Source organism: Microcoleus sp. D2_18a_B4 (assembly GCF_036702475.1).
Taxonomy (GTDB): Bacteria; Cyanobacteriota; Cyanobacteriia; order Cyanobacteriales; family Microcoleaceae; genus Microcoleus.
Genome location: NZ_JAUBTL010000046.1, coordinates 1 through 25,937, shown reverse-complemented (window position 1 = coordinate 25,937; position 25,937 = coordinate 1). Strand labels below are relative to the sequence as shown.

The window sequence follows — 25,937 nt, the reverse complement described above, 5'->3', positions numbered from 1 at the left end:
CTGACCCGACCATAAACCAACACTACCATAAATCCCGTACTCCTGGTTAAATTTATACGCTCGATCGCGAATTTTTCATCGGGATCGCACAACTCGTGAACTACCCAAAGATCCCAAGGGGACAAAGGTGAGAATTTTTCTGCTTCTGGCGTGGCTGATGCCAGATTTCTGCTTGATTTTGGAGTGAATCGGACTTGTGTTCATCAACCCGGTTTCTCAGGAAAATCAGAGGTTGACGGCGATATATCTGTGCAGAAACCGGGTTTTTGAGATTGGATGTGCAAGCTCTAGTTAAATTTCTGTGCTTGAATATTAAGGTTTATATTCTGAAATTGTTTATGACTGTCGATCGAAACTCTCTTCAATTTGACAATAGAGATGGCGCTGCTGGCTCTGGTGGGACTGTTAATCTCGGCGAGGAACCGGGGAGACCTTCGCCGAGTCAAGGCAGCCGGATCGCGAGCGCGGTGCTGTCTCCGGCGGTGCAGTTGTGGCTGCGATCGCAAGTTCAGCACGTGGACGAGTTGAAGGTGAAAATTGAGGGGAGCGATCGACAAATCTTCAGCGGTGCGATCCCCAAAGTCACCGCTGCCGCGATCGGTGCTGTGTATAAAGGACTACACCTAACTGAAGTTGCCATAGAGGGCTGCGGCATTCGCATCAACCTCGGTCAAGCTCTCAAAGGCCAACCCCTGCGCCTCCTGGAATCCGTTCCCGTGGCAGGCGTTTTGAGGGTCAGCCAAGCGGATTTGAATGCGTCGCTGAAAGCGCCTTTGCTGGCTGATGCTTTGAGCGAATTTTTGCTGCCTATGCTGCCACTAACAGATAGGGAAAAGTCGCTGAAGTTGCAAAATTCGCAGATTGTAATTGAGGCGGGTTTGTTGACGCTTTCGGCGGCAATTTTGCGCGCTGGCGGTAGGCAAATTCCTTTGGTATTGCGGACTGGTTTGCGGATAGCCAGCGGTCGCGAATTGATGTTTGAATCACCAGAAATCGAACTCGATGGAGAATTAAAGAGCAGTGATTTCAATGGTTTTCAAATTGATTTTGGGCCGGAAGTTGAGATAGAAGAATTGATTTTGAGTCCGGGGGAGATGGTTTGTCGGGGAGGAATTAGAGTTTTGCCTTAGTTAGTTGACTGTTGACAGTTGACAGTTGACAGTTGACAGTTGACAGTTGACAGTTGACAGTTGACAGTTGACAGTTGACAGTTGACAGTTGGCTTTAACCTGGTTCTTCGGTAGATCCTGGGAATACATACCCAATGCCCAATGCCCAATTCCCAATTCCCAATTCCCAATTCCCAATGCCCAATGCCCAATTCCCAAGGCCCAATTCCCAATTCCCAATTCCCAATTCCCAATTCCCAATTCCCAATTCCCAATTCCCAATGCCCAATTCCCCATTCCCAATGCCCAATGCCCAATGCCCAATGCCCAATGCCCAATTCCCAATTCCCAATTCCCAATTACCGATTAATTAAAAAAGAGTCGATCGCGGGCAACAGTAAAGTGACAAAATAGTAGACTAACGGCGCGGTAAAAACATAACTGTCGGTGCGATCGAGAATGCCGCCGTGACCGGGGATCAACTGTCCCGAATCCTTAACGCCGGCGTCTCGCTTCATCATCGACTCAGTTAAATCTCCCAACAGGCTAGCAACCCCAATCAACAGACCAAAAGCAGCCCCAGTATACTGCCACCCCGGCCAGTGTAAATACCAAGAACCAGCGACTGCCACGGTGATGCTGCCACAAACTCCAAATACGGCACCTTCAACGGTTTTTTTGGGGCTGATGTGGGATAGGCTAGTGCGGCCGAAGAATTTGCCGACAAAATAAGCCCCAATGTCAGCGGCCCAGATACAGAAGAAAGCCAGCAGCAGCGAAGTCAATCCTAAAGATATATGGCTGGAAGTTGTCCAAGACGGCGGCGAGGAAATGTTAACGGGCAAATTGCTTGCTACTGCTTGCGAAAGTTGGGTTGTAGCAAGATTGCCGGGGTCGAGGCCGACTCGCAGCCGTACCCAATAGCTGGGCAAATAACCGCCGTAGAACAATCCTAAAACTGAGGAGGCAATATCGGCGATCGTCGATAATTTAGGTTGGAATAACAGGTAGAAACAAATTAAGGTTCCCGCTAAGGGGAACATGGCATCTACGAGTTCCGGTGCTAGGGCGGCAGTAATTAATAGCCCTTGACTGACGGCTAAGGTAGTTTTGGCAGCGGGTGCAATACCTTTAGCCCTGGCTAATTGAAAATATTCCAATTGCCCTAGGTAGACGATGACTCCAAAGCCGACGGTGAAGTACCATCCGCCCATAATAATCATTCCCAAAGCAAGGGCGATCGCAACTATTCCACTCAGGATACGAGACCAAGGCATAAAATGAATTTCTCTTGCAGACGGCGGTGGATCATTCGATTTTGGATTTTGGATTTTGGATTTTGGATTTGAGATTTTGGATTTTTCTAGAGCACGAGTTGATCCCTTGCACAACTAACCCCCATCCCCCATCGGTCATCCAATATCTCAAGTCAGGCGGTCAATCCAGCTATGGTGGCCCCTATTCTTAAGTATGAAGGTTAATTGAACGTAAAAAAGGTTAAGAATTACATTTAGGAATGGGCATAGGGCATAGGGCATGGGGCATTGGGTATGTATTCCCAGGATCTGCCGAGGAACCAGGTTAAAGTTAACTGTCAACTGTCAACTGTCAACTGTCAACTGTCAACTGTCAACTGTCAACTGTCAACTAACTTCTAATCCAGCTTTTCGCCGCTGAGAATAAATATGGGATTGACGGCGGCAAAGGTTTGACTGAGGCCGCGAGTCTCCAAGCGGTTGACGGCGGACTGGACTACTTCAATGTTGCGGACTTGTAACTCGGCGAACCCTTCGGAAAGGGCGTAAAGATTCTCTAAATTCGATGCTGTGGCGACAACTCTACCGTGGGGTTGCAAGTACCGCCAGACTTCTTGGAGAATGGCTTTAATGGGGCGACCTCCTTCGATGCAGACTCTGTGGGGGGGTTGGGGCAGGTTTTCCAGGCATTCCGGGGCACTGCCTTCTATGACTTCTACGTTGTCGAGATCGAATCGATCGCAATTTCTGCGAATCAAGCTTGCTACTTCTTCGTCCCTTTCGACGGCGATAATCCGACCTTTGGGACACAGCAAACCTGTTTCTACGGCGATCGTACCAGTACCTGCACCGATGTCCCACACGACTGAATCTGCTTGCAGCCGCAGGTGGGAGATTAACAGCAGTCGGACTTCTCGCTTACTCATGGGAATTCCCGGTAAACGTTCAAATAAGTCATCCGGGATGCCTGGAGTGACGTAGGGCCAAAGCATAGTTATATTTTTGATTTTTGATTTTTGAGTGAAGCAAGACCGAAGTTGGAACTCGCGGAAGAAGTAGAAATTCTCCCAATTTCCTCCAAGCCTTAATATTTACTGTCGCACAACCTTGAGAGTTTGGAGGTTGGGATCGCTACAACCTGTGATTTTGCCACCGGCGGCAAGGATTTGTTGCAGGTAGTCAACGGCTGCTGGGGTAATGATTTCACCGGGCATCAGGACTGGTATTCCTGGGGGATAGGGACAGATGAGTTCGGCGCACAGGCGATCGACTGCTTTGTCTGCAGGTACTGTTTCCGCTGGGAAAAAGAAGGCCTCGCGGGGGGAAAGGAGAGGGGGAGAGGGGGAGAGTGCGAGAGTGGGAGATTGGGCAAATCTTCCATCGGACATCGGACTTCTTATCTCGGACTTCTTCTTTCGGACTTCTTCCTTCTTCCTGACATCCGTTACATCCGTTACAGAATCCGTTGCCGAACTTTCTTCTTCCTTCTTCCTTCTTGCTTCTAAAAAAGTACAAGCTTTAACTAAATTGTCAATATCTAATTCTGTATTTCCCAAGCTGATAATAAATGTTAAATGTTGCGGCATGGGAAGTTCTGCGGTGACGGCAAGTTGAGAGTGCAGAATTTCATCTGCTGCAAATCCTGTGATTCCTAAATCTGATACTTTTACTGTTAGCCTGGTGCGGTCTAATGCTGCAAAACCAGGTGTATTTAACGGTTCTAAAACAGATAAGCCTGGAATTTGACTGATGCGCGATCGCGCTTTTTCGGCTAGCTGTAAAGTTTGCGCCATTAACTCTTTGCCGTGGAGTGCGATTTGTTGGCGGGCTGCGTCTAGGGATGCTAATAGTATGTAACTCGGACTGGTAGATTGTACTAACTGCAATGCTCTATTTAATTTTTGGATATCTATGCGATCGCCCTTGACGTGCAGCATCGATGCTTGTGTCATTGCACCGAGGGTTTTGTGGATTGATTGTACTGTTAAATCTGCACCGGCTGATAGTGCCGATTCTGGCAAGTTTGGATGAAAGTTAAAGTGCGCGCCGTGGGCTTCGTCTACTAATAACGGTATGTTGTATTGATGGGTAATTTGGGCGATCGCCCGCAAATTCCCGCAGACGCCGTGATAGGTTGGGTAAACCATCATTACTGCTTTGGCGTCGGGATGTTGTTCTAATGCGGAGGCTGTCGCTTCTGGGGTGATGCTGTTGGCAATATCCCAATCCGGGTTGTACTCTGGATTGACAAAAATTGGAATTGCACCGGATAAAATTAAACCAGAAATTGCCGAGGAGTGGATATTTCGAGGTAGGATAATTTTATCGCCAGGGCCGCAAGTCGCTAAGATGGCCGCGATAATACCGCAAGTCGAACCGTTGGCCAAAAACCGAGTTGATTTTGCTCCAAAAGCTTCTGCGGCTAAGTCTTGAGCTTCAGCAATTGCACCTTCTGGATTAAAGAGATTATCTAATTCCGGCAATTCCGGCAAATCCGATCGAAATACTGCCGCACCGAATAAGTCAATTAGGGGTTGAGAGATTCCTTGTCCGCGTTTATGTCCGGGGGCGTAGAATGGGGCGTGCGGGTGATTTGTGCGATCGCGCAAAGCATCTAATAGGGGAGTTCTTGTTTGAGAGTTTGCTGGTGACACGATTAATCTTGATTGCTGTATTTGATATCTAAGTAGAGCGATATGAAAAAACCATAATATCTTGTAGGGACGGGCCCGGCCAGTACCTTTACTCTCAGGCAGTTTCTTGCTTTCCTCACGCGCCCTCCCCATCTAATGTTTATTTGTAACCACCTACTTAGTTTAATGCTAAAGGCATAAATTTATGCGAAACTAACAGTTAATTATAGCTATTTAGATAGATGTTATCGCTGGAATCTTGAGTTTAAAATTATGATATAAAACCATACCACAACTCGGTTAATTTTGTAGAAAAATATAGCTAGAAGTGGCGACAAAATGTTTTTGGAACATCTCTATTAGCGAGCAAAACACTAACATGATTTTTCCCAACCCTAGTCCATTTCCCGGCCCGCAGATTCCCAGTACCGAACCGGGGCTGCCGACTATACCCGCATCGCCACCAGTGCCGGGCCCAGTACCCGAACCGATTCCCGGCTTTGTACCGGAACCCGTACCTGCGCCAATTCCGCAGCCAATTCCCGAACCGGTGCCGGAAACTGTACCCTCTCCCATTCCTCAGACAGTGCCGGAACCTATTCCTCAGACAATCCCTGAACCTGTTTAAATTATGTTTTAGTCGAGCGCAAAATTTAAGATTGTTTGTCAGGTCGATCGCAAAAACCGGCTTTCTCCAAAGTCCCCAATCTTTTTGATGAATATCAGACTTGAAAAAACTCGGTTTTTGCGTAGATTATCGATTACTTGAAGTTGAGCGCAGTCTCTTTACAAAGGTCAACAGCACCCAAAGCAGTCCATTTGCCGTCCTCGTATTCGGCCATGACATCAAAAACACAGCCCGCATCCGAACCCTCGTAGTCAGCTCGATCCCACTCAAAATCTGCCTTTTCCCGATCGGCAATCGGGGCCGGCAACTCGTTTTTTCCCCAAGCCTCCTTATCGGGAGGAGACATATAGACGGCTGTCATCGTCTTGCCGCTGTTGTTAATCACCGAAATTGTGACCGTCTGAGCGAAAACGCTAGCTGCTGTGAGCGCTAACAGAGGCAGCGACAGCCCCGCAGCCATCGTTACTTTGCTTAACCACTGGTTAACCATTGAGCCATCTACCTCAAGTTGTATATTTATTCAAGCTTAGCTCTAGAAGTTAGAAGGCACAAGTCAGATATATTGCTATTCCTTATGATATTTTGAAACAGTGATATGTTTCTAAATAGCTATGCTTACTGCCGGAATTGTCGGACTGCCTAATGTTGGCAAATCTACTTTGTTTAATGCTCTGGTTGCTAATGCCAAGGCGACTGCTGCTAATTTTCCTTTTTGTACGATCGAGCCAAATACGGGTATCGTGGCAGTGCCAGACGAACGGTTGAAGGTGCTGAGCAATATTTCCAATTCGGCGCAAACTGTGCCGACGCGGATGGAGTTTGTGGATATTGCGGGTTTGGTGAAGGGGGCGAGTCAGGGGGAAGGACTGGGAAATCAGTTTTTGTCTCACATTCGGGCTGTAGATGCGATCGTCCATGTTGTCCGCTGTTTTGACAATGATGATATTATTCACGTTGCCGGTTCTGTCGATCCCCAGCGAGATATTGACATTATCAATCTCGAATTAATTTTAGCAGACTTAGCTCAAATTGAACGCCGGCTCGATCGCACTCGCAAGCTGGCCCGCAACAATAAGGAAGCTCAGGCAGAAGTGGATGTACTCGAAAAATTAGTCGCCGTTTTGAATGCGGGCAAACCAGCGCGGCAGTACAATTTCACCGATGAAGAAGCTGAATTAGTTAAAGGTTTGGAATTACTCACCAACAAACCAATTATCTATGCTGCTAACGTGTCTGATGACGATTTAGCAACGGGAAATAACTATGTCGAACAAGTGCGGGAAGTAGCAGAAGCAGAAAAGGCTAAGGTTGTCATAGTTTCGGCGCAAGTTGAGTCAGAATTGGTGGAGTTATCCGAGGAAGAACGAACGGATTTCCTAGAATCTCTGGGGGTAAAAGAAGGTGGCTTGAAATCTCTGATTCGAGCTACTTATGAATTATTGGGTTTGCGGACTTATTTTACTAGCGGCCCGAAGGAAACTCGCGCTTGGACAATTATCGCGGGAATGTTAGCACCGCAAGCTGCGGGGGTGATTCACTCTGATTTTGAACGGGGATTCATCCGGGCCGAAACTGTAGCATATGAAGATTTGGTTGCTACGGGCGCGATGAATGCGGCTAAGGAAAAAGGCTTAGTTCGCAGTGAAGGTAAAGAGTATGTTGTACAAGAGGGGGATGTGCTGTTGTTCCGATTTAATGTTTAGCTTTTTTAAGGAGATGGCCGCATGAAAATCGACATCTTTTCGCTGGCAATTGCTTGGCTGGTTACTTCAGTGAGCTTTTTTATAATTTCCAAGCTGCCCATCGGGGTAGATATTGACAGTTTTGGAAAAGCGATGATTTCGGCGGCGGTTTTTGGATTGCTGAATGCTTTTGTGCGGCCTATTTTTGTTGGAAATGTTGAACCCTTTGCGTTGCCAACTTATAGCTTGTTTGCGATTGTTATCAACGCTGCTATGTTTGGATTGGCGGCTTGGCTAGTCGAAGGATTTCGGTTGCGGTGGGGAATTTGGAGTGCAATGCTTGGGGCGATCGCCCTCGGTTTTATTAACTCTCTTCTCTATGACGTGTTGGATAAGCTGCCAAATGTACGGTAGATCAAGGTAACGCGCGGGCGGAAGGAAGGGGCGGGTTTATTCATCCTGTTAGTTATCGCCAATATTTCAGGTGAAACCCGCCCCGACGGCAAATATTTTAGGTTTAATTCCCCCATATCAGGTATTTATTTTTTGGTATGGGTTGAGTTATTAGCCTTCGCAGTAGTCGATAAATTTGTCTGGAACTAGGCGCAATTCGCCCGATCGAAAGCGATCGATAGGTATCCAAAATGCAGTATGTTCCCCATCTCCGTCTGCAAAATCCAGACTATCCAATTGATAAAATTTGGAATCGACAAAATCGCACTGGTATAGTTGTATTAATTCATGTCCGGCTTTGCCATTATAAACAAAGAAGTTTTCCAAACAAGCCAAATATTTGATATTTGTTAACTCGGCTTTAATTTCTTCTTGAAACTCTCTTTGCAAAGCGTCGATGCTGTGTTCTCCGAATTCTATGCCACCGCCCAGAGCTCGGTAAAATGTGTCTTGTTTGACCGCATCTTCGCATTCTGACACGAAGATGCGATCGCCCGATCGAATTAATCCTAAAACAATTACGCGAACTTTACCTTTTTGCATAATTAGTTATCAGTCATTAGTCATCAGTCATTAGTGATCAGTTAACTGGTTCCTAGGCTCTGCCTAGGAATCAATGTCCAGAGGCTCTGCCTCGCTTTCGGAGCAGCAAAATAGGAGGCAGAGCCTGCGGATATGTGTTACCAGGCAGAGCCTAGTAACGAGTAGAATCCGCCCCTAATGAGTAATCACTAATGACTAATTATCAGCAGCAAAACCCTCTCTGCTCCTCCTATTTTCAATTGGCCAGTCTATATTTTCACCGCCGATAATTAGTTTTTCAATCGTTACGAATTCTTTGCTGAGTTGCTGGAAAACATTAATCAAAACATCGAGGCCAATTGCGTCGCTAGTGCCCAAATCAAACCAGCAGCGAGCCCAAGAACCTTGATACTCCATTTCTCCCATATTGTGCATCAAAGCCATCATGCTTTGGTCGGCTAGATTAACATCGTAATTCATATCACTGATGTCTAAGCCTTCATCTTGAACTTGCAAATTTTCCGCATTAAATCCTCCGAGTTTTCCCAAGAAAAACCAAGAGTCAAACACTTCTTCAACATACTGTTTTTCACCGTTTGAAGGCACGTTGCTGAACTTCAGCCAAATCCAGAGGTCAAAGGGGTTAAACTCGCGAAACTCTACTTGCATCAATTTTTTCAAAGAAAGGGAATGGAATTGCAGGAATGGGATTGCAGGAGAGAGGAAAAGTGGGAGAGAGGGAGACAGAGAAAATTTTCCTCCTGACTCCTGACTTCTGACTTCCCCTCTGACTCTTTTTATAGTGGTGGTAAGGCGGCCGGCCCCCAGACTCCATCTGCATCTCTGATTTTATCGCGCATCGGGTCACAGTCGCGAGATTTGCTGTCGAGACGGTTGCGGGTTCTGCACTGCTGAAAGAAGATTTCTGCTACTAAACTGCGCGGCAGTTGGTCGGGTTTTGCTAAGGCTGCCTCGAAGTTTTTGCGGGCTTCCTCAAGTAAGGTTTTGTTGCTGTCTTTTCCCTGGGATTGGGAAAACAAGATTTGTGCTTTTAGATAGAGAACTTCTGGATTGTTGGGCGTTTCTGCTAGGGATTTGTTGGCAAACTCTAAAGCGCGATCGTACTTTTTCAAGTCTCGATAGCCTACTGCCATGCCGCGATAAGCTAAGTAGCGGGGAGAGGCTTTTTGTTCGAGTCTTTGAATTGCTTCGTTGGGGTTGGAAAAGGGCAGGTTTGTGGCTAGCATTAAGTCCATGTAGCCTTTGATCAGGTTTAGTTCTGGGTCGTTGGGCGCTATTTTGTCGGCGGCCTCTAGGTATTGAAATACTACTCGCAATTTACTCAAAGCTTGGGGCGCGCCTTTGGCTGTTCCTTCTTTGGCTATAATGTTCGCCCCTTCTAGAAAGTGACCTGCTGCTGTGTAAATATTGCCGCGCAAGGGATTAGTTTTAGTCAAGTTTTCGCCGACTTCGCGGGTTTTTTGCGCGTAGGAATTCATCGAGTTGAAGTCTTTTTCGATGTAGGATAGGGAGGCGGCCATCGCATAGGCTAGCGGCTCGTTTGGTTCGGCTGATAGTGCTTGTTGAACTTGAGTTTTTGCTTGTTTGTAGTTTCCTTGCTGAAACATTGTTTTGAAAGCGGTTTCGGTGTTGGGCCCGATCGCCTGCGGGTTGCTGCTGCGAAAGGGATCGCCCGCTACTGCTGAGTTAATGCAGATGCTGAGGGCGATCGCTGCTGCACTGGCGATCGCCCGCACTGTCTGTTTAGAACTTAACATTTGCTTGCCCACCGATGCTAAAGGGGTTTTCGTCATCGTCAATTCTCTCAATGTAATATACTGTAAACTAGAAACAAGAGAGTTAAATTTTCAGACTTTCGGGCCGCGGTCAAAAAAAGAGTTAAATTTGCTTGATTTTTTGTGGTTGTTGATGTATATTTTAATAATGGGACTGTGACTTGTAATATATTGACGGACAGATTTCCATTATTAAAATATACCATGAAAAAACAGAAAAATCAAACGCCACTTCTGAAAAAAAAAGGAAATTTTTGTTAAGATTTATGTAAAATAATTGTGTGCGATCGACCCCAGCCAAAAACCGCCTTAACTATCAATAGCACAACCCGAAGTTACCCGCTCCCACAATAACTATTTTTCTGATTGTTAACTGTTAACTGTTAACTGTTAACTGTTAACTGTTAACTGCCAACTGCCAACTGCCAACTAACAACTGCCGTTAATGCTTTATCTAAAAAACTTAGTATATCATCCTACCGCCTGTCCGAATCCTATTCTGAAAAATATTAACTTAGAACTGCCCTCGCAGCAAATGGGGCTGATTGTGGGTCGCAGCGGTTCAGGCAAAAGTACGCTATTAGAAATATTAGCAGGTTTAGCCGAAAAAACTAGCGGCGACATCCGTTGGCGGGAACAAGAATTAACACCGGAACACTTGCAACAGTTAGGAGGGTTAGTGTTTCAGTTTCCAGAAAGGCATTTTTGCGGTGGCACAATTTTAGAAGAATTGCGGTTGGGGCATCCTGAATTGGGACAAGAACAAATTAACTCAGCAATGGCAGAAGTGGGACTCGGACATTTGCCGCTGCGCGCTTCCCCCCACGCTTTGAGCGGGGGCCAACAGCGCAGGGTTGCCCTGGCAGTGCAGCTAATTCGGCAGCCGCATTTGCTACTTTTGGACGAACCGACGGCGGGTTTGGATTGGTCGATGCGGCGGCAGTTGGTAAGCTTGTTGAGTAAGTTGAAAAGTCACTGGACTTTGTTGATTGTTACTCACGATGCTAGCGATTTGTTGAGCGTTGCTGACCGATTTTGGACTCTAAACCACGGGGATTTGCAGGAGGTCGATCGGGCTAAATTAGAAGCTAAGGAAACGAGTTTTGTTAGTCATTAGTCATTAGTCATTAGTGATTAGTCATTAGTCATTAGTCATTAGTCATTAGTTATTAGTTATTAGTTATTAGTGATTAAGCTGTTCTGCATTTAAATTGTCTGTCAAAAAACAATCTAACTCTTGTGGGGAGTAGGGGTTGGGCGTCCCGCCCGCCCTGAATATGCAATTTAAAGGCGCAACAGCTTAGTCATTAGTCATTAGTTAGTGCGGGCGGGTCTATCGCATTATGAAGCATTTTTAAGTGCAGAGAATTTGCAGAGCTTACAAAAGAGTGGGAAGAGAAGATGAATCAGATTACAATGCCTGTGTTGCCCCAGATGAACGAGTTGTGGCAAAAAACGCTGAATTGGCAGCCGGATGAGTCGCAGCAACAACAATTTCAGCGGCTTTACGAGTTAATTGTCGAGGGCAATCGCTCCTTGAATTTAACTCGAATTACTGAGCCGATGGAGTTTTGGGAAAAACATTTGTGGGATTCTCTGCGGGGAATTGCGAAACTGCTGCCAGCTAATCACAATTCGGCGGAAAATCCCGAATTTGCCGCCGAGTCGGTGCAGAAAGCGATCGATATCGGGACAGGTGGGGGTTTTCCGGGTCTGCCGATCGCGATCGCCCTGCCGCAACTATCAGTTACTTTGCTCGATTCTACGCGCAAAAAAATTACTTTTCTGGAAACAGTTGTGCCGTCTTTAGGGATAGAAAATGCTGCAACTTTGTTGGGCCGAGCCGATGAAATTGCCCGACAGCCGCAGCACAAACAAGCTTATGATTTAGCGGTTCTCAGAGCAGTGGGAGCCGCTCCTCTCTGCGCTAAATGCGCGCTGCCCCTGCTGAAAAATGGCGGTTTGGCTGTACTTTACCGTGGGAATTGGACGGTGGAGGAAGAAACGGAGTTGCAAAGGGCGATCGAGCATTTGGGCGGCACCGTTGAGTCAGTAGAAGCATTCACAACGCCCACGAGTCAGGGTGCGCGGCACTGCGTTTACTTGCGGAAAGTTGTACAGCAGTTCGAGCGTCCCGTGCGCTAGTAGGGACACGGCACTGCCGTGTCCTGTATTTCATCGGCCGTGTCCTGTATTTCATCTAATTGAAAACTACCCGATCGCCTTTTCGTAGCGCTGGTTAATTTCCGCCCAGTTAACCACATTCCACCAGGCTTTCAAATAGTCGCCGCGCAAATTTTGGTATTTGAGATAATAAGCGTGTTCCCAAACATCGTTGCCCATAATTGGATAATTTCCCTGCATGAAAGGAGTGTCTTGATTGGGAGTAGTTGCAATCTCAAGTTTGCCGGCTTTTGTGCGGACTAGCCAAACCCAACCACTGCCAAAACGCTTTGTACCTGCATCATTGAATTTTTCTTTAAAAGCGTCAAAACTGCCGAAAGTTTGCTTAATTGCTGTGGCAATTTCCCCTGTGGGTTCGCCACCACCATTGGGACTCATGATTTTCCAATACATATTGTGATTTAAGTGTGCGCCGCCGTTATTGCGAACAGCCGTGCGAATATCTTCCGGCACTTTACTCAAGTCTCGCAGCATATTTTCCGCACTCACGTTTTTTAGTTGCGGGTATTTGCTGATAGCCTCGTTGAGGTTTTTAATGTAAGCGGCGTGGTGTTTGTCGTGGTGAAATTGCATTGTCCGCGCATCGATGTGCGGTTCTAAAGCATTGTATTCGTAGGGCAGAGGTGGCAGTGTAAAAGGCCCCGGAGTTTGGGCTATTTTTGGGCTTTCTGCAGTTGGACTTGGTTGCGTTAAATTATTCCCTGATGCTTGGCAAGCACCTCCGGTAATAGCTCCGACGCTGGCAGTCAGCAAATACAAGAAATCTCGGCGTTTGAGAGTCATAAAAAGTACCTAAGTGAATTATTAACTGTTTTATCTCAGATTGAAGCAAAATGGGAGTGAGTTGAGAAAAAAAGTTGTATCGCCCGAATGGATGAGACGGATGGGCGATGGTTGTGAGAGTTTCTCAAGTCTACGCTAATGGTGTGTGCGTAAGTAAATCTCGCGTGCTCCGGCTAACCAACCCGGTTTCTCTGTCGAAACCGGGTTTTTTTGCGATTATTCTTGGGACAAACGCTGGATGGCTTCGCCTCCAAAAAGCCGATCGGCTGCTTGGAGAATACCGGGAATTTTAGCAGCGTGGGGACTGTGGGCTAGGCAGCGGCGCAAGTCTAATTCATGGAGGCGATGGCGTTCCGCCCCGCAAGCTACGGCTTTTTGGCCGGGGAACCAGTGGCCCGCATTACCTAAAAGGTTGTAGCGCATCTTGCAATAGTCGATCGTATCGTAAGCCTGCGCCAAATTCCACAGCCACAGAATCACATAAATATTAATACCTCCGGGAGTATTTTCGATAGTTGGTAAACCGACGTGCCAAGTCTTAAACCAATCTTCTCCTAATTTATCAATTGCTGCTTTTTCTAATTTTTCTAATATCGGTGGCAATATTTCATCGGCTCTATCTAACAATTCTACAGTTTTCAGATGCTCGTTAAAATCTTCAGGTTTTGCTGCGCCCAAACTCAAAGTGTGTACTTGCGGATGCGACAAACAAAACAAATCATTAAACACCATCGGACTCAACGGAGAACACAAGTCTACCAATTTTTGCGGCGGGCTGTAAAGTTGACCGCCTTTGTCGGAAGGACTGATAATAAAAACGCCCATATCGTGACGTTTAGCAGCTTCAATAGCTGGCCAATTACTTTGATTGATGTAGTACCAGTGCAAGTTAAGATAATCAAATTGATTAGTTTCAATTGTTTTGACAATCACATCCGTCGGGCCGTGAGTGGAAAAACCAATAAACCTAACTTTCCCTTCTGCTTGCAACTTTCTCGCCACATCCATGCAGCCGCCCGGACGCATAGAATCCTCTAGCAATTCCCACGTATTAATGCCGTGCAGCGACAGTAAATCCACGTATTCTAGTTGCAAATAAGCTAAGGATTTATCAAAGTCTTCGCGGAAGTCTTGCGAGTTTGGTTTGGGGCTAACTTTCGTTTGCACTATCAACTTTTCGCGGGGAAATTTCGGGAAAATCCACCCCAGTTGCATTTCGGAAGTGCCGTAACCGCGAGCTGTTTCTATGTGATTTATGCCACATTCAATCGAGTAGCTAATCGTCGCTTCTAGATTTTGTTGATTGTCTGAGGGAATTTCATTGGCTGGCACGTCTTGCCATTTATACTGATATCTCATGCCACCGCAGGAAAAGACGGGCATGGATAATTCTGTGCGACCGAATCTGCGATATTGCATCATAAACAGTTGACAGTTGACAGTTGACAGTTGACAGTTGACAGTTGACAGTTGACAGATGAATCGCGTGGTTTTTAGGATGGAGATTTATAAACCACCCTAAAAATATTCCTCCGTCATACAGGAGTTTAAACCCCTGAATTTTGACAATCAAAGTCAAGGTAAGCCCAAGTGCATTTAAATTGTATAGTCAAATTTAAGAAAAGTCTTGTGGGGAGTAGGGGTTGGACCAGAAAGCCCGCCCTAAAAATACAATTTAGATGCCCTACAGCTTAACTCCCATATTGCAGCATTCTCCTGAACAGGCAAGATGCCTGTTCCACAAAGAGTTTTTGACCGCCAGTGGGCAGTTTTGACTATTTAGAAATCTCCCGTACTACGGGTTTTCCGTCTTGGATTTCCCCGACTAAAACCAAATCGGTACAGTCTACAAACAAACCATTTTCTAACACACCGGGAATGTTATTCAAGCTTTTTTCCATTTCTCCGGGGTTGGCAATGTCATCAAATTTGACATCTATTACCATATTACCTTGATCGGTAATTACGGGGCCTGCTTTTTTCACACCCATGCGGAGTTCGGGTTGGCCACCCAATTTTTCAATGGCGCGCATCACTGGTGTTAATGCCATCGGTATAACTTCGATGGGCACGCGAAAAGTCGAACCCAATTTATCTACGATTTTGGAACTGTCAACTACTACAATAAATTGAGTGGCGAGGTAATCGACTACTTTTTCGCGGGTGTGGGCTGCGCCGCCACCTTTAATTAAGTTGAGGTGGGGATCTACTTCATCAGCGCCGTCAATAGCCACATCAATTCTGTCAATTTCATCTAGTGTTGTCAGGGGTACTCCGTACTGTTTGGCTAACACTTCTGATTGAAAAGATGTCGGAACTCCTTTGATGTCTTTGAGTTGACCGGATTTTATGCGATCGCCCAATGCTTGAATAGTATAAGCTGTAGTTGACCCGGTGCCGAGTCCGACAATCATACCAGATTTTACGCGATCGGCTGCAGCAAAGCCGACTTGCTGTTTCATCAATTTTACGGGATCTTGTTCTGTGGTCATGTTCGGTACTCCTTAATAGTTTTAAGATTATACCATTTATTATGGATTTATTTAACCGCAGAGAGCGCAGAGAACGCAGAGAGGAAGAAGAAGAAGAGAGGGAACTCGCAAATTATTTCAAGTGGGAACTTCTCTCTTTTTTCTCTGCGCCCTCTGCGTCCTCTGCGGTTAAATAAAAAAAATCTAGTTCACAAATCGGTGGATAATTGCCACAATGAAAATCGGCTTTCTCGATACCTACACTTGGGATTACAATATTGAAACTCCTTACTGCAAACCTTTGGGTGGCACTCAGTCGGCTATTTGTTACTTAGCTGAGGCGTTGGCTGCACAGGGAAATGAGGTATTTTTGCTCAACAATACTTCCGAGTCGGGGATGTGGCGCGGCGTTGATTGCAGGCGCAGGGTGGGGGACAAATCTAATTTAGAATTGCTGCGATCGCTCGATTTTTTAGTTATAGTCAATATAGTCGGCAAAGCGCTGGAAATCAAACCGCTTTTGGGGCATCGAACTAAGTTAATTTTGTGGATTCATAACGAACCGGGCTTTGTATTCCTCGAAAATTTTAAGAATGAGCGAGAAATCAATGCTTGCGATGCCTTTGTATTTGTCAGCGACTGGCAACGCGAGCAATTTCATCGGCGCTTTGGGATTGACTCTAATCGCAGTTGTGTTTTAAGAAATGCGATCGCACCTTGTTTTGCTAACATTTTCGACGATAATATTTCTATCCTCTCTCATAAATCTCGACCGCCCATTCTAGCTTACACCAGCACTCCATTTCGCGGACTCGATATTTTGTTAAAAGTCTTTCCCGAAATTCGTCAAGCTGTCCCCGGAACCAGATTAAAAGTATTTTCAAGCATGAAAGTACACCAAATAGACGACAATGATAACCAGCTTTTTTTCGGTCAACTTTACCGCCAGTGTCAGGAAACAGAAGGCGTGGAGTACGTCGGTTCCGTACCGCAACCCGAACTCGTCCGGCAACTGCGTTCAGTGGCGGTTTTAGCTTACCCGAATACCTATTTGGAAACCTCATCTATTGCCGTGATGGAGGCGATGGCCTGCGGTTGCCGGATTGTGACGAGTGAATTGGCAGCTTTGCCGGAAACAACTGCTGGCTTTGCCCGTCTAGTTTCAATGTCAGGCGTGGAAAATTTTGCATCGATAACTAATTGGAAGCGGGCGGGCAACGCAGATTGGGAGGGATATACAAGGCGGTTTTTAGAGGCGATAGTCGGAGTTTTAAATGAGAACCTGGGTGCGGGCAGCGCCACTGCTGAAAATCATTTAAGACAGCAGGTAGAATATATAAATCAAGGGTGTACTTGGTCTGTACGTTCCCGAAAGTGGGTAGAATGGCTGAATAGTATTAGTGTAAAACCTGTAAGAGTGGCAGAGCAAATGATCGGGAATTCTTTAGTAGGTTTAGAGGCAGTGAGAGATTATTTTCAAAAGGGAAATTGGCGGAAAGATCAGGGTGATCTCGGTGGCGCTATCGAGAATTATCAGAAAGCTTTAGAGTTTAATCCAGGAGATGCAGAAGTTCATAAAAAGTTGGCGGAAGTTTATGTTTTGCAAGGAGAATTTGAAAAGGCGATCGCCTCTTGTAATGTCGCTCTTCAATTTCAACCCACTTTTGCTCCTGCTTACTTGACAATGGGCAATGCCCTGCACAGTCAAGACAAACTGGAAATGGCAATTCAAGCTTACTTGCAAGCTTTAAAAATTCAGCCGGAATTTGCCGAAGCTAGCGCGAATCTCGGCAGTATGTATTACAAGTTAGGGCAATTGGAAGAGGCTGCCAGTTATTACCAAAAAGCTCTGGTAATTAATCCTCAATTGTCTTCGGTAAATATGATGCTGGGCAGCGTTTTGCAGCAGCAAGGAAACTTAGATGCAGCAATTAGTTGCTATCAAAAAGTGCTGCATCTGCAACCGGGAGATGCCAGCGCTGCTGAGAAATTAGCGAGTTTAATCGCACAAAAAGAGCGGCAAACTACTGACAGCAACTTTATCGAATTAGAAACAGAATCAGGGGAATCGCAACCAGTATCTGTCAACAAAGATGAAGGCTACGGCTTGCAGCCTTCGAGTATCAATTTGCCGGCAGCGCCCACCACTCAGACTTTAAATACTCCGTTTACCAACCCCGCTGAACTTTCCGAAGAAGTTACCTCGCTCAATGTTCCAGATAGCGGACAAGTTGCCAATTTTCAAGAAGTAGAACCGTACAATAAACTCGCAGAAAACTTTTTAGTTCAAGGTAAAATTAAAGAGGCGATCGCAGCTTGTCAGCAAGCGCTAAAAATTCGACCGGATTTCATCTACGCTTACGTCACTTTAGGCAATGCCTTGCAAGCAGGAGGCAAAACTGAAGCTGCAATTCGATCGTATTCTCAAGCCCTAGTATTGCAGCCAAATTTTGCGGAAGTGCGCGCCAATATCGGCAGTATGTATTTCAAAATGGGGCGTTTGGAAGAAGCGATCGCCCATTACCAGCAAGCCATCGCCCTGAGTCCCGATTTAGCGGGAGCTCACTGGAATTTAGGGAAAGTATATCACCAACACGGCAACATCGAAGCAGCGATCGCCTGTTTTAAAAGAACATCCGAACTCAACCCGCAGCTAGTCGGTGCAGACTTCCACTTTAACTTAGGTAATCGACTTTTGGGCCAAGGAAAGCGCGACGAAGCCATCGAATGCTACGAAAAAGCGCTCGCCATTAAACCGGATTGGGCCGAAGCTTACGGTAACATCGGCAGCGCGCGATCGCAACAAGGAAATCTCGACGCCGCCATCGCTTACTATCAGAAAGCTGTAGCTTTAAAGCCACATTTAGAAGTTTTGCACTTCAATATAGCCAACTCTTTTTTACAGCAAAACAAGTACGATGAAGCGATTACTAATTATCAAAACACTCTGAAAGTTAAGCCCGACTGGCCGGAAGTTCACGCTAACCTCGGCAATTGTTTTTCCATGCAGGGGCGGCTGGAAGAAGCTGTAGCCAGCTATCAGCAAGCTTTGGCATTAAAACCGAATTGGGCAGAGGTTTACTGCCGGATGGGACACATTCAAAAACAAGATAAGCCGTTGGAGGCGATCGCCCATTTTGAAAAGGCGATCGAATGCAACCCCAAATTTAGCGAAGCCTACCAACAACTGTGCGACTTGCTAAGCCATTCCACCAACCTCGCCGGAGCCCGCAGCGTAGCCGACAAATACTGCGAAAACTGCGGCGATGTCGCCCCAGTCATGTCAGCTACAGCCTACGTCTTTTCCTACCTGCAATCAGGTGTCAGCAAACAGGCAATTCAGAAACTCGAAGAAATCGAAAAACTCTGCTACGAAAAGGTCGAAACCTTTAGCGGGATCGAACTAAAACTGCTCTACGAAATCTTCCTGTTTGCAGTTTCTCACCTGCGAGACAACCGCGAAAAGAATGCCAGTTTCTACAGACTCATTGCCAAAGAATACTACCAAAAAGCCGTTCCTAAGCGCCAGGAAATTAACAGAAGCAACCTAGCCAAGTACCAAACAAAAGAACAGCGTCCTTTAAAAATCGGCTTCCTTTCCAAACACTTTCGCCGCCACTCAGTAGGCTGGTGCAGCGAAGCTTTAATTCGCGAATTAAGCCACATCACCCCCCACGTTCACCTTTACGTCACCGGGAAACTCCACCGAGATGAGGTTACGCAGCGGTTTGAAGACATGGCGGGCAAGTTTTACTGGCCTAAAAAATATCCAAACGGCTTTGCTGATGGCGGTGAAATCTTCGCCGAAGTAGCGCAAGACAACTTGGATGTTTTGATAGACTTAGACTCGATGACAGTCCCAACAAATGTCGAAGTGCTGTATCAATATCCTGCGGGAATTTGCGTTTCTTGGCTGGGATTCGACGCACCCTACATTTCAGATAATCACTACTTTCTGTGCGACGAACACACTCACCCCCCTGGTGTTGAAAAAAATTACTTAGAACAGTTAGTAAGATTGCCTGGTGGTTCGGTAGCAATTGGCGCACTGCAAAGCATTCCTGTGAATCGAGAGGCGATTAGAAATGCTCTCGGAATTGGCTTAGATCAAATGACTTATCTGTGCGTTGCGCCAGGGAGAAAAACCAATCCAGAAATGGTACGAGCTCAAGTTACAATTCTGAAGGAAGTACCAGATAGTGTGTTAATCCGCAAAGGTCAAGGCGACCCCGATGTTATTCACAGCACTTACCGCCAAGAATGCGAAATTCAGGGAGTAGATTTTGCTCGGATTAAGTTTATAGGGCAAACCAGAAGTGAGGAAGAACACCGCGCTATTTATTATGTAGCCGACGTGCTTTTAGATTCCTATCCTTACAACGGCGGGACTCATAATTTAGAGGCTTTGTGGGCGAATTTGCCAGTGGTAACTCGATCCGGCGACCAATATCTTTCGCGGATGGGTTACGCTTTTCTGAAAAGTGCAAATCTTGATGTTGGTGCGGCGTGGAGTTGGGAGGAATACACGCAGTGGGGAGTTGAGTTTGGCCGCGATGCTGGTTTGAGAAATAGGGTGAAAGAGCATTTAGTAAAATCTAAGCAGCCAGAACATCTTGCACCTTTGTGGAATCCTAAAAAGTTGGCTGAGGATATGTATGGGGTGTTTCAAAAACTGTTAGCTAAATAGGGGGGGAATTGGGAATTGGGCATCGGGCATCGGGCATCGGCCAAACAGGGCATTGCGAATTGCTGCTATGGCAATCCCTCATCAGTGTGTGAACTCCCTTCTTTCTCCCTTCTCTTCCTCTGTGCCCTCTGTGCCCTCTGCGGTTCCATAAAAAAAGAGAGATCAGGTAGAGAAACGTGGTTTTTGGATATTTGTACGCTACTCACCGTAAAGTTTTGTAAAAAAATCCGTGAAAATGCGTAAAAATTCTGCGCCGAGTCTGATTAATACATAGCTGATTCATAGTACCGCGATCGCACTAACTTTATGCCAGTTAGGGCGATCGCTTTTTTAGTAATACCAGTTTCAAACAAGAATGCAACTGCAGACAAGCTCCCAACCAGCAGCTTCATCAGTAATTCCCAAATCTAAAATCTAAAATAACCTGACTACTCACTAATCACTAATAGCGACTCGATCGCGCCCGCCAGACTTAGCTCGATACAGTGCCTTATCCGCAGCTTCAATCAACATTTTTGGGGAATTTTGACTTTGCGAAACGACCGCAACTCCCAAGCTGAGAGTCACAGAATCACTGACAACAGACTTGATGTGGGGAATTGCCAAGGCTTTGACGCTGCTGCGGATTCCCTCAGCAACAGCCTGTGCAGCCACGATATCCGTATTTGGCAAAATTACCGCAAATTCCTCGCCGCCGTACCTAGCAGCCAAATAGAGGCGTTCTGCGGGTGCGTTCGTGCAAGCCTCCCCGATCGCCCGCGCCACTTGCTGCAAACAAGCATCCCCGGCTTGATGGCCGTAATTGTCGTTGTAAAGTTTAAAACAGTCAATGTCGCACAGAATCAAAGATAGCGGTTCCGAAGAGCTCGACTGTTCCCATTCTCGATTGATCACCTCGTCAAAACGGCGGCGGTTAGCTAGTTGAGTCAGACTGTCCAAATTCGCCAACCCGTCCAACCGCTGGTTGGCTGCAGCTAGCTGCTGGTAAAGTAAAGATTGTTCGATCGCGATCGCCACTTGAGTCCCCAACTGACTCAGCAAATCCACATCAAACTGCTGCCACTGGCGGGGTGCCGAACAGTGGTGGGCAATCAGCAAACCCCACAACTTCGGCACTTGACAAGAACCGTTACCTTCCCTCGGTTCTATTCCCTGCTGGACAATGGGCACTACCAAATTTGCCTTCACCTGACAAGTCTCCAAAAAATTCAGGTGACACTCAGTCAAATTAGAAGCATGAATATTCTCTATGGCGCGAATGCGACCCTTTAAATACTGTCCGATGTAAGTATTGGCAAAACAGCAATCCTCAATTCCCATCCCCTTGAGTGGCATCCATCCTTCTGCAACCGACTCCACCACCACATCTCCGTTCCAGTCGGGCCGGAAGCGGAAAACCAGCACGCGATCTGTTACCAAAAACTCCCGCACTTCCGCTACTGTAGTGTTGAGAATATCTTGGAGATCCAGAGAAGAACGGATGCGCGATTGAATCTGTCCGATCAAACGTTCCCGTTCTATTTGTTGCCGCAGCGCGACTTGGGCTTGCTTACTTTCAGTAATGTCCCGACCTTCCGGCAGCAACAATACTATTTTGCCAGTTTCATCCGCGACCGGTTTGAGAGAAAAATCAACAGTTGCCGTCCGATTTACACCTTGAACTTCCACTTCATAGCGGACAAATTCACCTTTTGCCGAGCGAGAAATCGCCTCTTGCAACTGTTCCTGAACTTCCTGAGAATCTCCCCACCAAGGCAACAGCCAAAACGGTTTATTTGCAACATCCCGTAGCTTAATTCCCGCAAAATCCAGAGAAGTTTGGTTAGCTTCCAGCAGAGTGCCGTCGGGTTTCAATAAGCTCACAAATTGGAAAGAAGAATCAAAAATTGCCCGAAAGCGCCTTTGAGAATCTCCCAACATTGCCGTCACCTTTTCGCGAGAGGTAATATCGCGGAAGCGCCACACCCTGCCAATAATATTTTGTCCGACTCTAATTGGCTGCGTGTAGCGCTCAAAAGTGCGACCGTCTTTAAATTCTAGAATATCGCAACCTTCCGACTCCGCATCGCTATAAAATTCTTTAACTCTCTGCAAAAAAGCTCTCGGATCTTTAACTTGCTTAGTGAGAAATGCCAGCCGCACCGTTCTATCCATTGAGTTTCTAACTTCTTCATAAATTCCCCACATTTGAACTAACTTTTCGTTATAACTAATCATTTCTCCGGTGGTAGTAACGGCGAGAATGCCGTCTGCCGTTGCTTCTAAGGTAGCGTGCAGCAGAGACCGCGATCGCTCTAATTCTGCTGCGGTCAATTTGCGTTCCGTGAGGTCTCGGACTGCTTTCACCTGTACTAAACGACCTTCCCAAAATACGAATTTGCTGCGAACGTCAGCAGGAAAAGCAGTTCCATCTCGCTTGAGAAAAATAGTTTCACAGACTGTATTGCTGGCTGCAGAAATCATTTGCGACGCCTGTTTGTATGATTTCGGCGACAGTAGTTCCAGCAAGCTCATTCCCACCATTTCCGCAGGTTCGTAACCGAAAAGTTCCGCAAAAGTGCTGCTGACGCTCAAAATTGTGTCGCGGTCAGCCACGGCAACTGCTTCAAAATAAGCTTCGCATTCGAGCAAGCGATCTGCTGAGTGGCTGCTGCCATTTTCGCCCCCAGAATAGCGGTTGTTAATTAACTGTTGCAATTGCGTATTTGCCGAGTACAAAGCGGTCATGGCTTGCCTGTACATAGCAGTACGTTTTTCGACTTTTTGTGCGAGGCGATCGCGATATTCTCGCAGTTCTTTTTCGACTCTAATTAAATCAGTAATATCTACTGCAAACACGATTACACCAGCGACTTTACCTGTTTCATCGCGGTAAGGTATTTTATCTGTCCGCACCCAGCATTTTTGACCCGAAACTGTTGGTAGCAGTTCGACTTGCCCCTGCTTGGGAACGCCGGAATTGATTACTTCCAAATCTTCTAAATAATATTGCTCTGCTTCGTCTGGATAGATTTCATAAAAAGATTTACCTTCTAATTGAGCTGCGGGCAAACCTCTCGATGCAGCGGCGGCTTGATTAATTCGCAGCAGGCGACTTTCGGTATCTTTGAGCCAAATCATCGCCGGCACGGAATCAAAAATAATTTGCTGTTCTTGTTGCTGCAGGCGTAGTTCGGCTTCTGCTTCTTTTCTTTTTATTATTTCTTTTTGCAGTTTTTGGTTAGCTTTTTTGAGTTCAGCAGTGCGTCTTTCTACTCTTTCTTCGAGTTGATCGTAGTATTGGGTCAGCAAGTTTTGCTGCTGTTCGTGTCGCAGTGCTTCTAATTTTAACTTTTCGCTAGCTGACAAACTTGAGGATACAAAATCTGCTAATATTTGCGTAAATTCGTGTTCTTCTTCCGTCCAATCACCGTCGGAACCCTGGCGTTCAACGCTGACTATTCCCGCCATTTTACCTGCTAGCACAATCGGTACGTTTAACAGGGAAGTCGTGCCCCGATCGAGCAAATAAAGACCGACCAGTTCTCGCGTTCTGGGGTCATTTTCTGCGGCCACTGTTGCGATCGCACTTGCCGATTTTAAAGCTTGAAAATATGCCGGACAGTCGGCTGATGTGATGATTATTTGTACAGAATGGAGTTTAGTATTTTGTTCGTAAAGGTCGATGCAGTGAAGCTGCGTTTTATCTTCGCCATACAGCCAAATACTGGCTCGATCGCAGTTGACAATACTAACAGCGGTTTCTGTTACTTCGCGGATGAAGTCTTCTATATTGTGGCGTTGTTTAAGTTGACTTTTGGCTAATTTTGCGATCGCTAAAGTTGGACTGCGCCAATTTCCTCTCTGGTTGGGCGACGTGGGCGACTCCGAAGCAGCCTTAATTTCTTCGCAAACTAACAGTATAGCCGGCCGTTGGAAATTCGCAATTGAGCGACCATTAGTATTTTCCTCTATTTTCCAATCTACCGCCGGCATTGGGCGCGCGGTTGCTTTTACCCTCATAATCCTGCCGTCTTTGCAAGTCAAGCAGCCTTCCCAACAGGCAATTTTTGGAGTTGGCGTACCGTTTTCCGGCTGGGCCAATCCGGCAAATTCTGCCTGCATTTTGCCTTGCTCTTGGCAATAAAATATGTTAAAGATTGAATGACAAATTAATTCCTGCGATTTGTAGGCAAGGCGAGACGCGCCGAATTGATTGAGCGAAAAAACTCTTCCCAAAGCGTCGAGAACGAAGTAAATGCCCGGAAAATTCTCGTAGAGAGTTCCATACCAATCTTGTTCGACTTGTTGGCTGCACGAAAGTTTGGCTGTCGCGAACTCGCCGTCCGTGTCGAGCAACTGAGAATAGTTGGTTTCGGGGCTGCTTGAATGACTTTTTTTAGCAAACACTTTTAGCTTAACTCGACTGTAATTAATTTTACTTTCTGGAATTTAACTTTTTTGTGAAACTAAATTAAACCTGTTGTTTGAAAAAAGTTACAACTTGTAACAAAAATACCACTTGTCCAGCACCCTGATTTTCGCTTCCCAATGCAACCACTGTGTTTGTTTGTAGCTGGTACACGGTCGGCCGACGATATTTCCCGCTAGTTGCAATGCCAGCAGGTTTAGCTGCAATTACCCGGTCTGTACTTTTAGCATCCTAGACAATAAAAAAAACCGGCAATCACTGATTTTAAGTATATACGATAACACTCAAATACCTAGTATTGGGACTGACCTACTTCGGATTCGGTTTGGGATATTGGCCGGGGCTGCGGATGAACCGGGCGGCGGTTGCAATTATCGGGTGAGATGAGTGCGGTGGCTTTGGGGATACTCGACAGGAAAACTGCTTGGGAGGCGATCGACCCCAGTACGATCGTTTTTTTGCTGGGAATGACGATCGTGAATCTAATTAATTAGACTGTTTAATAAATATTTATAATACTTAAGTTAAGTAAATCTTATAATGCACAATCGGCCACGAGCTTTAGTCCTATAGTTTATACTTAATCTTGTGCAGCAAACGCTAAGGAGGTAAGAAAAAGTGAGTATCCAACCCGCTGCGAAACCCAGACTTAATTCTGCGTTCAAACAACTGATGTCCTTACACTGGGTAATGTCAGCTTGCTATTTAGTGCTGTTTATTACCGGTACGTTTATGGCTCAATTGCCGAGAGAATTGTTTATTCGAGGCCCCCTGTACGATTTTCACAAATCCGTAGCCGTGCTGACAATGGCTTTGCTGACTTGGCGGATTTTAACTCTCCTCCGGGTATGGTGGAAAAAATATACGAAACGCCTGCCAAAGTTTACAAAGGAATGGTACAAAAATTTTGCTCTGCACGCAAGTTTGTACGTTTTTATGTGGCTAGTTCCGGTTAGTGGTTTCTTTTTTTCTAACTCTTTCAAAAGTAACAATGTGAAATTTTTCGGCATTGTTTTGCCGGATGTGTTTCCGCAGAATTCCGCAATGGTTGATCTGGGAAGGAGTTTGCATTTTTGGCTGGCGTACACATTTTTAGCGTTCGTACTTTTGCATATTTTAGAGCAGAAGAAAGTTGTGAGAGCTAATTGGCGTAGGTTGACAAATTTTGTTAGCACTAAGTTCCCAAAGTCTCAAAAGGTGGGATAAATTTGCGATGGGGTACTATAGCCTTTCGAGATCTCATAGGAGGTACTCATGGGCATAGGGCATAGGGCATAGGGCATAGGGCATAGGGCATAGGGCATAGGGCATAGGGCATAGGG

The 25,937-nt window shown here is 46.1% G+C and carries 22 protein-coding genes; 9 read left to right on the top strand and 13 right to left on the bottom strand.

What is annotated here, in order from left to right:
* Positions 1–278 precede the first annotated feature (278 nt).
* The gene (locus QUB04_RS23135; RefSeq protein ID WP_333287953.1) at positions 279–1,130 is read left to right on the top strand and encodes a DUF2993 domain-containing protein; all 852 of its coding nucleotides are present in this window, start codon (positions 279–281) and stop codon (positions 1,128–1,130) included.
* On the opposite strand, the gene QUB04_RS23130 is transcribed toward QUB04_RS23135, so the two are convergent.
* The 4 genes from QUB04_RS23130 to QUB04_RS23115 form a co-directional block, all read right to left on the bottom strand.
* Complete coding sequence (locus QUB04_RS23130; RefSeq protein ID WP_333287951.1) at positions 1,131–1,454, bottom strand: hypothetical protein; 324 nt, start codon at positions 1,452–1,454, stop codon at positions 1,131–1,133.
* Positions 1,455–1,468: 14 nt separating this feature from the next.
* Positions 1,469–2,386 carry a phosphatidate cytidylyltransferase gene (locus QUB04_RS23125; protein WP_333287949.1) on the bottom strand — a complete coding sequence of 306 codons (918 nt, stop codon included), beginning with the start codon at positions 2,384–2,386 and terminating at the stop codon, positions 1,469–1,471.
* Between the two features lie 377 nt (positions 2,387–2,763).
* Entirely contained in the window at positions 2,764–3,357 is a 594-nt protein-coding gene (cbiT, locus tag QUB04_RS23120) for a precorrin-6Y C5,15-methyltransferase subunit CbiT (RefSeq protein WP_333105613.1), read from the bottom strand.
* A gap of 99 nt (positions 3,358–3,456) precedes the next feature.
* The gene (locus tag QUB04_RS23115; RefSeq protein ID WP_333287947.1) at positions 3,457–5,019 is read right to left on the bottom strand and encodes an aminotransferase class I/II-fold pyridoxal phosphate-dependent enzyme; all 1,563 of its coding nucleotides are present in this window, start codon (positions 5,017–5,019) and stop codon (positions 3,457–3,459) included.
* Positions 5,020–5,377: 358 nt separating this feature from the next.
* On the opposite strand from QUB04_RS23115, the gene QUB04_RS23110 reads away from it, so the two are divergent.
* Positions 5,378–5,626: a gamma-aminobutyric acid A receptor, epsilon-like protein gene (locus QUB04_RS23110; protein ID WP_333205858.1), complete on the top strand. Its 249-nt coding sequence runs from the start codon at positions 5,378–5,380 to the stop codon at positions 5,624–5,626.
* Between the two features lie 133 nt (positions 5,627–5,759).
* Here the strand turns inward: QUB04_RS23110 and QUB04_RS23105 are convergent, their stop codons facing one another.
* Positions 5,760–6,116 (bottom strand): hypothetical protein, encoded by a 357-nt coding sequence (locus QUB04_RS23105; RefSeq protein ID WP_333205857.1) that lies wholly within the window; start codon positions 6,114–6,116, stop codon positions 5,760–5,762.
* Between the two features lie 121 nt (positions 6,117–6,237).
* Here QUB04_RS23105 and ychF point away from each other — a divergent pair, with 121 nt between their 5' ends.
* The gene (ychF, locus tag QUB04_RS23100) at positions 6,238–7,329 is read left to right on the top strand and encodes a redox-regulated ATPase YchF (protein ID WP_333287945.1); all 1,092 of its coding nucleotides are present in this window, start codon (positions 6,238–6,240) and stop codon (positions 7,327–7,329) included.
* A gap of 27 nt (positions 7,330–7,356) precedes the next feature.
* Entirely contained in the window at positions 7,357–7,722 is a 366-nt protein-coding gene (locus tag QUB04_RS23095) for a phage holin family protein (RefSeq protein WP_333288002.1), read from the top strand.
* A 150-nt stretch (positions 7,723–7,872) separates the two neighbouring features.
* On the opposite strand, the gene QUB04_RS23090 is transcribed toward QUB04_RS23095, so the two are convergent.
* The 3 genes from QUB04_RS23090 to QUB04_RS23080 form a co-directional block, all read right to left on the bottom strand.
* Positions 7,873–8,304 carry an NUDIX hydrolase gene (locus QUB04_RS23090; protein ID WP_333287944.1) on the bottom strand — a complete coding sequence of 144 codons (432 nt, stop codon included), beginning with the start codon at positions 8,302–8,304 and terminating at the stop codon, positions 7,873–7,875.
* 195 nt (positions 8,305–8,499) lie between these two features.
* Entirely contained in the window at positions 8,500–8,952 is a 453-nt protein-coding gene (locus QUB04_RS23085; protein ID WP_190659407.1) for a DUF3531 family protein, read from the bottom strand.
* 128 nt (positions 8,953–9,080) lie between these two features.
* A complete protein-coding gene (locus QUB04_RS23080; protein WP_333287943.1) occupies positions 9,081–10,097 on the bottom strand; it encodes a Sll0314/Alr1548 family TPR repeat-containing protein in 1,017 nt (338 codons plus the stop codon).
* A gap of 427 nt (positions 10,098–10,524) precedes the next feature.
* Between QUB04_RS23080 and QUB04_RS23075 the strand changes: the two genes are divergently transcribed.
* Positions 10,525–11,196, top strand: coding sequence for an energy-coupling factor ABC transporter ATP-binding protein (locus QUB04_RS23075; protein ID WP_333263828.1), 672 nt, complete (start codon positions 10,525–10,527; stop codon positions 11,194–11,196).
* A 284-nt stretch (positions 11,197–11,480) separates the two neighbouring features.
* Positions 11,481–12,224: a 16S rRNA (guanine(527)-N(7))-methyltransferase RsmG gene (gene rsmG, locus QUB04_RS23070; RefSeq protein ID WP_333287940.1), complete on the top strand. Its 744-nt coding sequence runs from the start codon at positions 11,481–11,483 to the stop codon at positions 12,222–12,224.
* 66 nt (positions 12,225–12,290) lie between these two features.
* Here rsmG and QUB04_RS23065 read toward each other — a convergent pair whose 3' ends face one another.
* From QUB04_RS23065 to rpiA, 3 genes are all read right to left on the bottom strand, one after another.
* The gene (locus QUB04_RS23065; RefSeq protein ID WP_333140310.1) at positions 12,291–13,046 is read right to left on the bottom strand and encodes a Fe-Mn family superoxide dismutase; all 756 of its coding nucleotides are present in this window, start codon (positions 13,044–13,046) and stop codon (positions 12,291–12,293) included.
* Between the two features lie 216 nt (positions 13,047–13,262).
* On the bottom strand, positions 13,263–14,468 hold the full coding sequence (locus QUB04_RS23060; protein ID WP_333140308.1) for an aldo/keto reductase: 1,206 nt from the start codon (positions 14,466–14,468) through the stop codon (positions 13,263–13,265).
* Positions 14,469–14,821: 353 nt separating this feature from the next.
* On the bottom strand, positions 14,822–15,538 hold the full coding sequence (gene rpiA / locus QUB04_RS23055; RefSeq protein ID WP_333140306.1) for a ribose-5-phosphate isomerase RpiA: 717 nt from the start codon (positions 15,536–15,538) through the stop codon (positions 14,822–14,824).
* Positions 15,539–15,752: 214 nt separating this feature from the next.
* Here rpiA and QUB04_RS23050 point away from each other — a divergent pair, with 214 nt between their 5' ends.
* Positions 15,753–20,204, top strand: coding sequence for a tetratricopeptide repeat protein (locus QUB04_RS23050; RefSeq protein WP_333287938.1), 4,452 nt, complete (start codon positions 15,753–15,755; stop codon positions 20,202–20,204).
* 263 nt (positions 20,205–20,467) lie between these two features.
* Here the strand turns inward: QUB04_RS23050 and QUB04_RS23045 are convergent, their stop codons facing one another.
* Entirely contained in the window at positions 20,468–20,596 is a 129-nt protein-coding gene (locus tag QUB04_RS23045; RefSeq protein ID WP_333287936.1) for a hypothetical protein, read from the bottom strand.
* A 43-nt stretch (positions 20,597–20,639) separates the two neighbouring features.
* On the bottom strand, positions 20,640–24,593 hold the full coding sequence (locus tag QUB04_RS23040) for a PAS domain S-box protein (RefSeq protein WP_333287934.1): 3,954 nt from the start codon (positions 24,591–24,593) through the stop codon (positions 20,640–20,642).
* Between the two features lie 387 nt (positions 24,594–24,980).
* On the opposite strand from QUB04_RS23040, the gene QUB04_RS23035 reads away from it, so the two are divergent.
* Together QUB04_RS23035 and QUB04_RS23030 are read left to right on the top strand one after the other, a co-directional pair.
* On the top strand, positions 24,981–25,109 hold the full coding sequence (locus QUB04_RS23035) for a hypothetical protein (RefSeq protein WP_333287933.1): 129 nt from the start codon (positions 24,981–24,983) through the stop codon (positions 25,107–25,109).
* A 124-nt stretch (positions 25,110–25,233) separates the two neighbouring features.
* Positions 25,234–25,821: a cytochrome b gene (locus tag QUB04_RS23030; protein ID WP_333287931.1), complete on the top strand. Its 588-nt coding sequence runs from the start codon at positions 25,234–25,236 to the stop codon at positions 25,819–25,821.
* The last annotated feature ends 116 nt before the right edge of the window (positions 25,822–25,937 follow it).

Coding starts and splice junctions, on each gene's coding strand:
- QUB04_RS23125 (WP_333287949.1), bottom strand. CDS start 2,386: ATGCCTTGGTCTCGTATCCTGAGTGGAATAGTTGCGATCGCCCTTGCT.
- cbiT (WP_333105613.1), bottom strand. CDS start 3,357: ATGCTTTGGCCCTACGTCACTCCAGGCATCCCGGATGACTTATTTGAA.
- QUB04_RS23110 (WP_333205858.1), top strand. CDS start 5,378: ATGATTTTTCCCAACCCTAGTCCATTTCCCGGCCCGCAGATTCCCAGT.
- QUB04_RS23105 (WP_333205857.1), bottom strand. CDS start 6,116: ATGGTTAACCAGTGGTTAAGCAAAGTAACGATGGCTGCGGGGCTGTCG.
- ychF (WP_333287945.1), top strand. CDS start 6,238: ATGCTTACTGCCGGAATTGTCGGACTGCCTAATGTTGGCAAATCTACT.
- QUB04_RS23090 (WP_333287944.1), bottom strand. CDS start 8,304: ATGCAAAAAGGTAAAGTTCGCGTAATTGTTTTAGGATTAATTCGATCG.
- QUB04_RS23085 (WP_190659407.1), bottom strand. CDS start 8,952: ATGCAAGTAGAGTTTCGCGAGTTTAACCCCTTTGACCTCTGGATTTGG.
- QUB04_RS23080 (WP_333287943.1), bottom strand. CDS start 10,097: ATGACGAAAACCCCTTTAGCATCGGTGGGCAAGCAAATGTTAAGTTCT.
- QUB04_RS23075 (WP_333263828.1), top strand. CDS start 10,525: ATGCTTTATCTAAAAAACTTAGTATATCATCCTACCGCCTGTCCGAAT.
- rsmG (WP_333287940.1), top strand. CDS start 11,481: ATGAATCAGATTACAATGCCTGTGTTGCCCCAGATGAACGAGTTGTGG.
- QUB04_RS23065 (WP_333140310.1), bottom strand. CDS start 13,046: ATGACTCTCAAACGCCGAGATTTCTTGTATTTGCTGACTGCCAGCGTC.
- QUB04_RS23060 (WP_333140308.1), bottom strand. CDS start 14,468: ATGATGCAATATCGCAGATTCGGTCGCACAGAATTATCCATGCCCGTC.
- rpiA (WP_333140306.1), bottom strand. CDS start 15,538: ATGACCACAGAACAAGATCCCGTAAAATTGATGAAACAGCAAGTCGGC.
- QUB04_RS23050 (WP_333287938.1), top strand. CDS start 15,753: ATGAAAATCGGCTTTCTCGATACCTACACTTGGGATTACAATATTGAA.
- QUB04_RS23045 (WP_333287936.1), bottom strand. CDS start 20,596: ATGAAGCTGCTGGTTGGGAGCTTGTCTGCAGTTGCATTCTTGTTTGAA.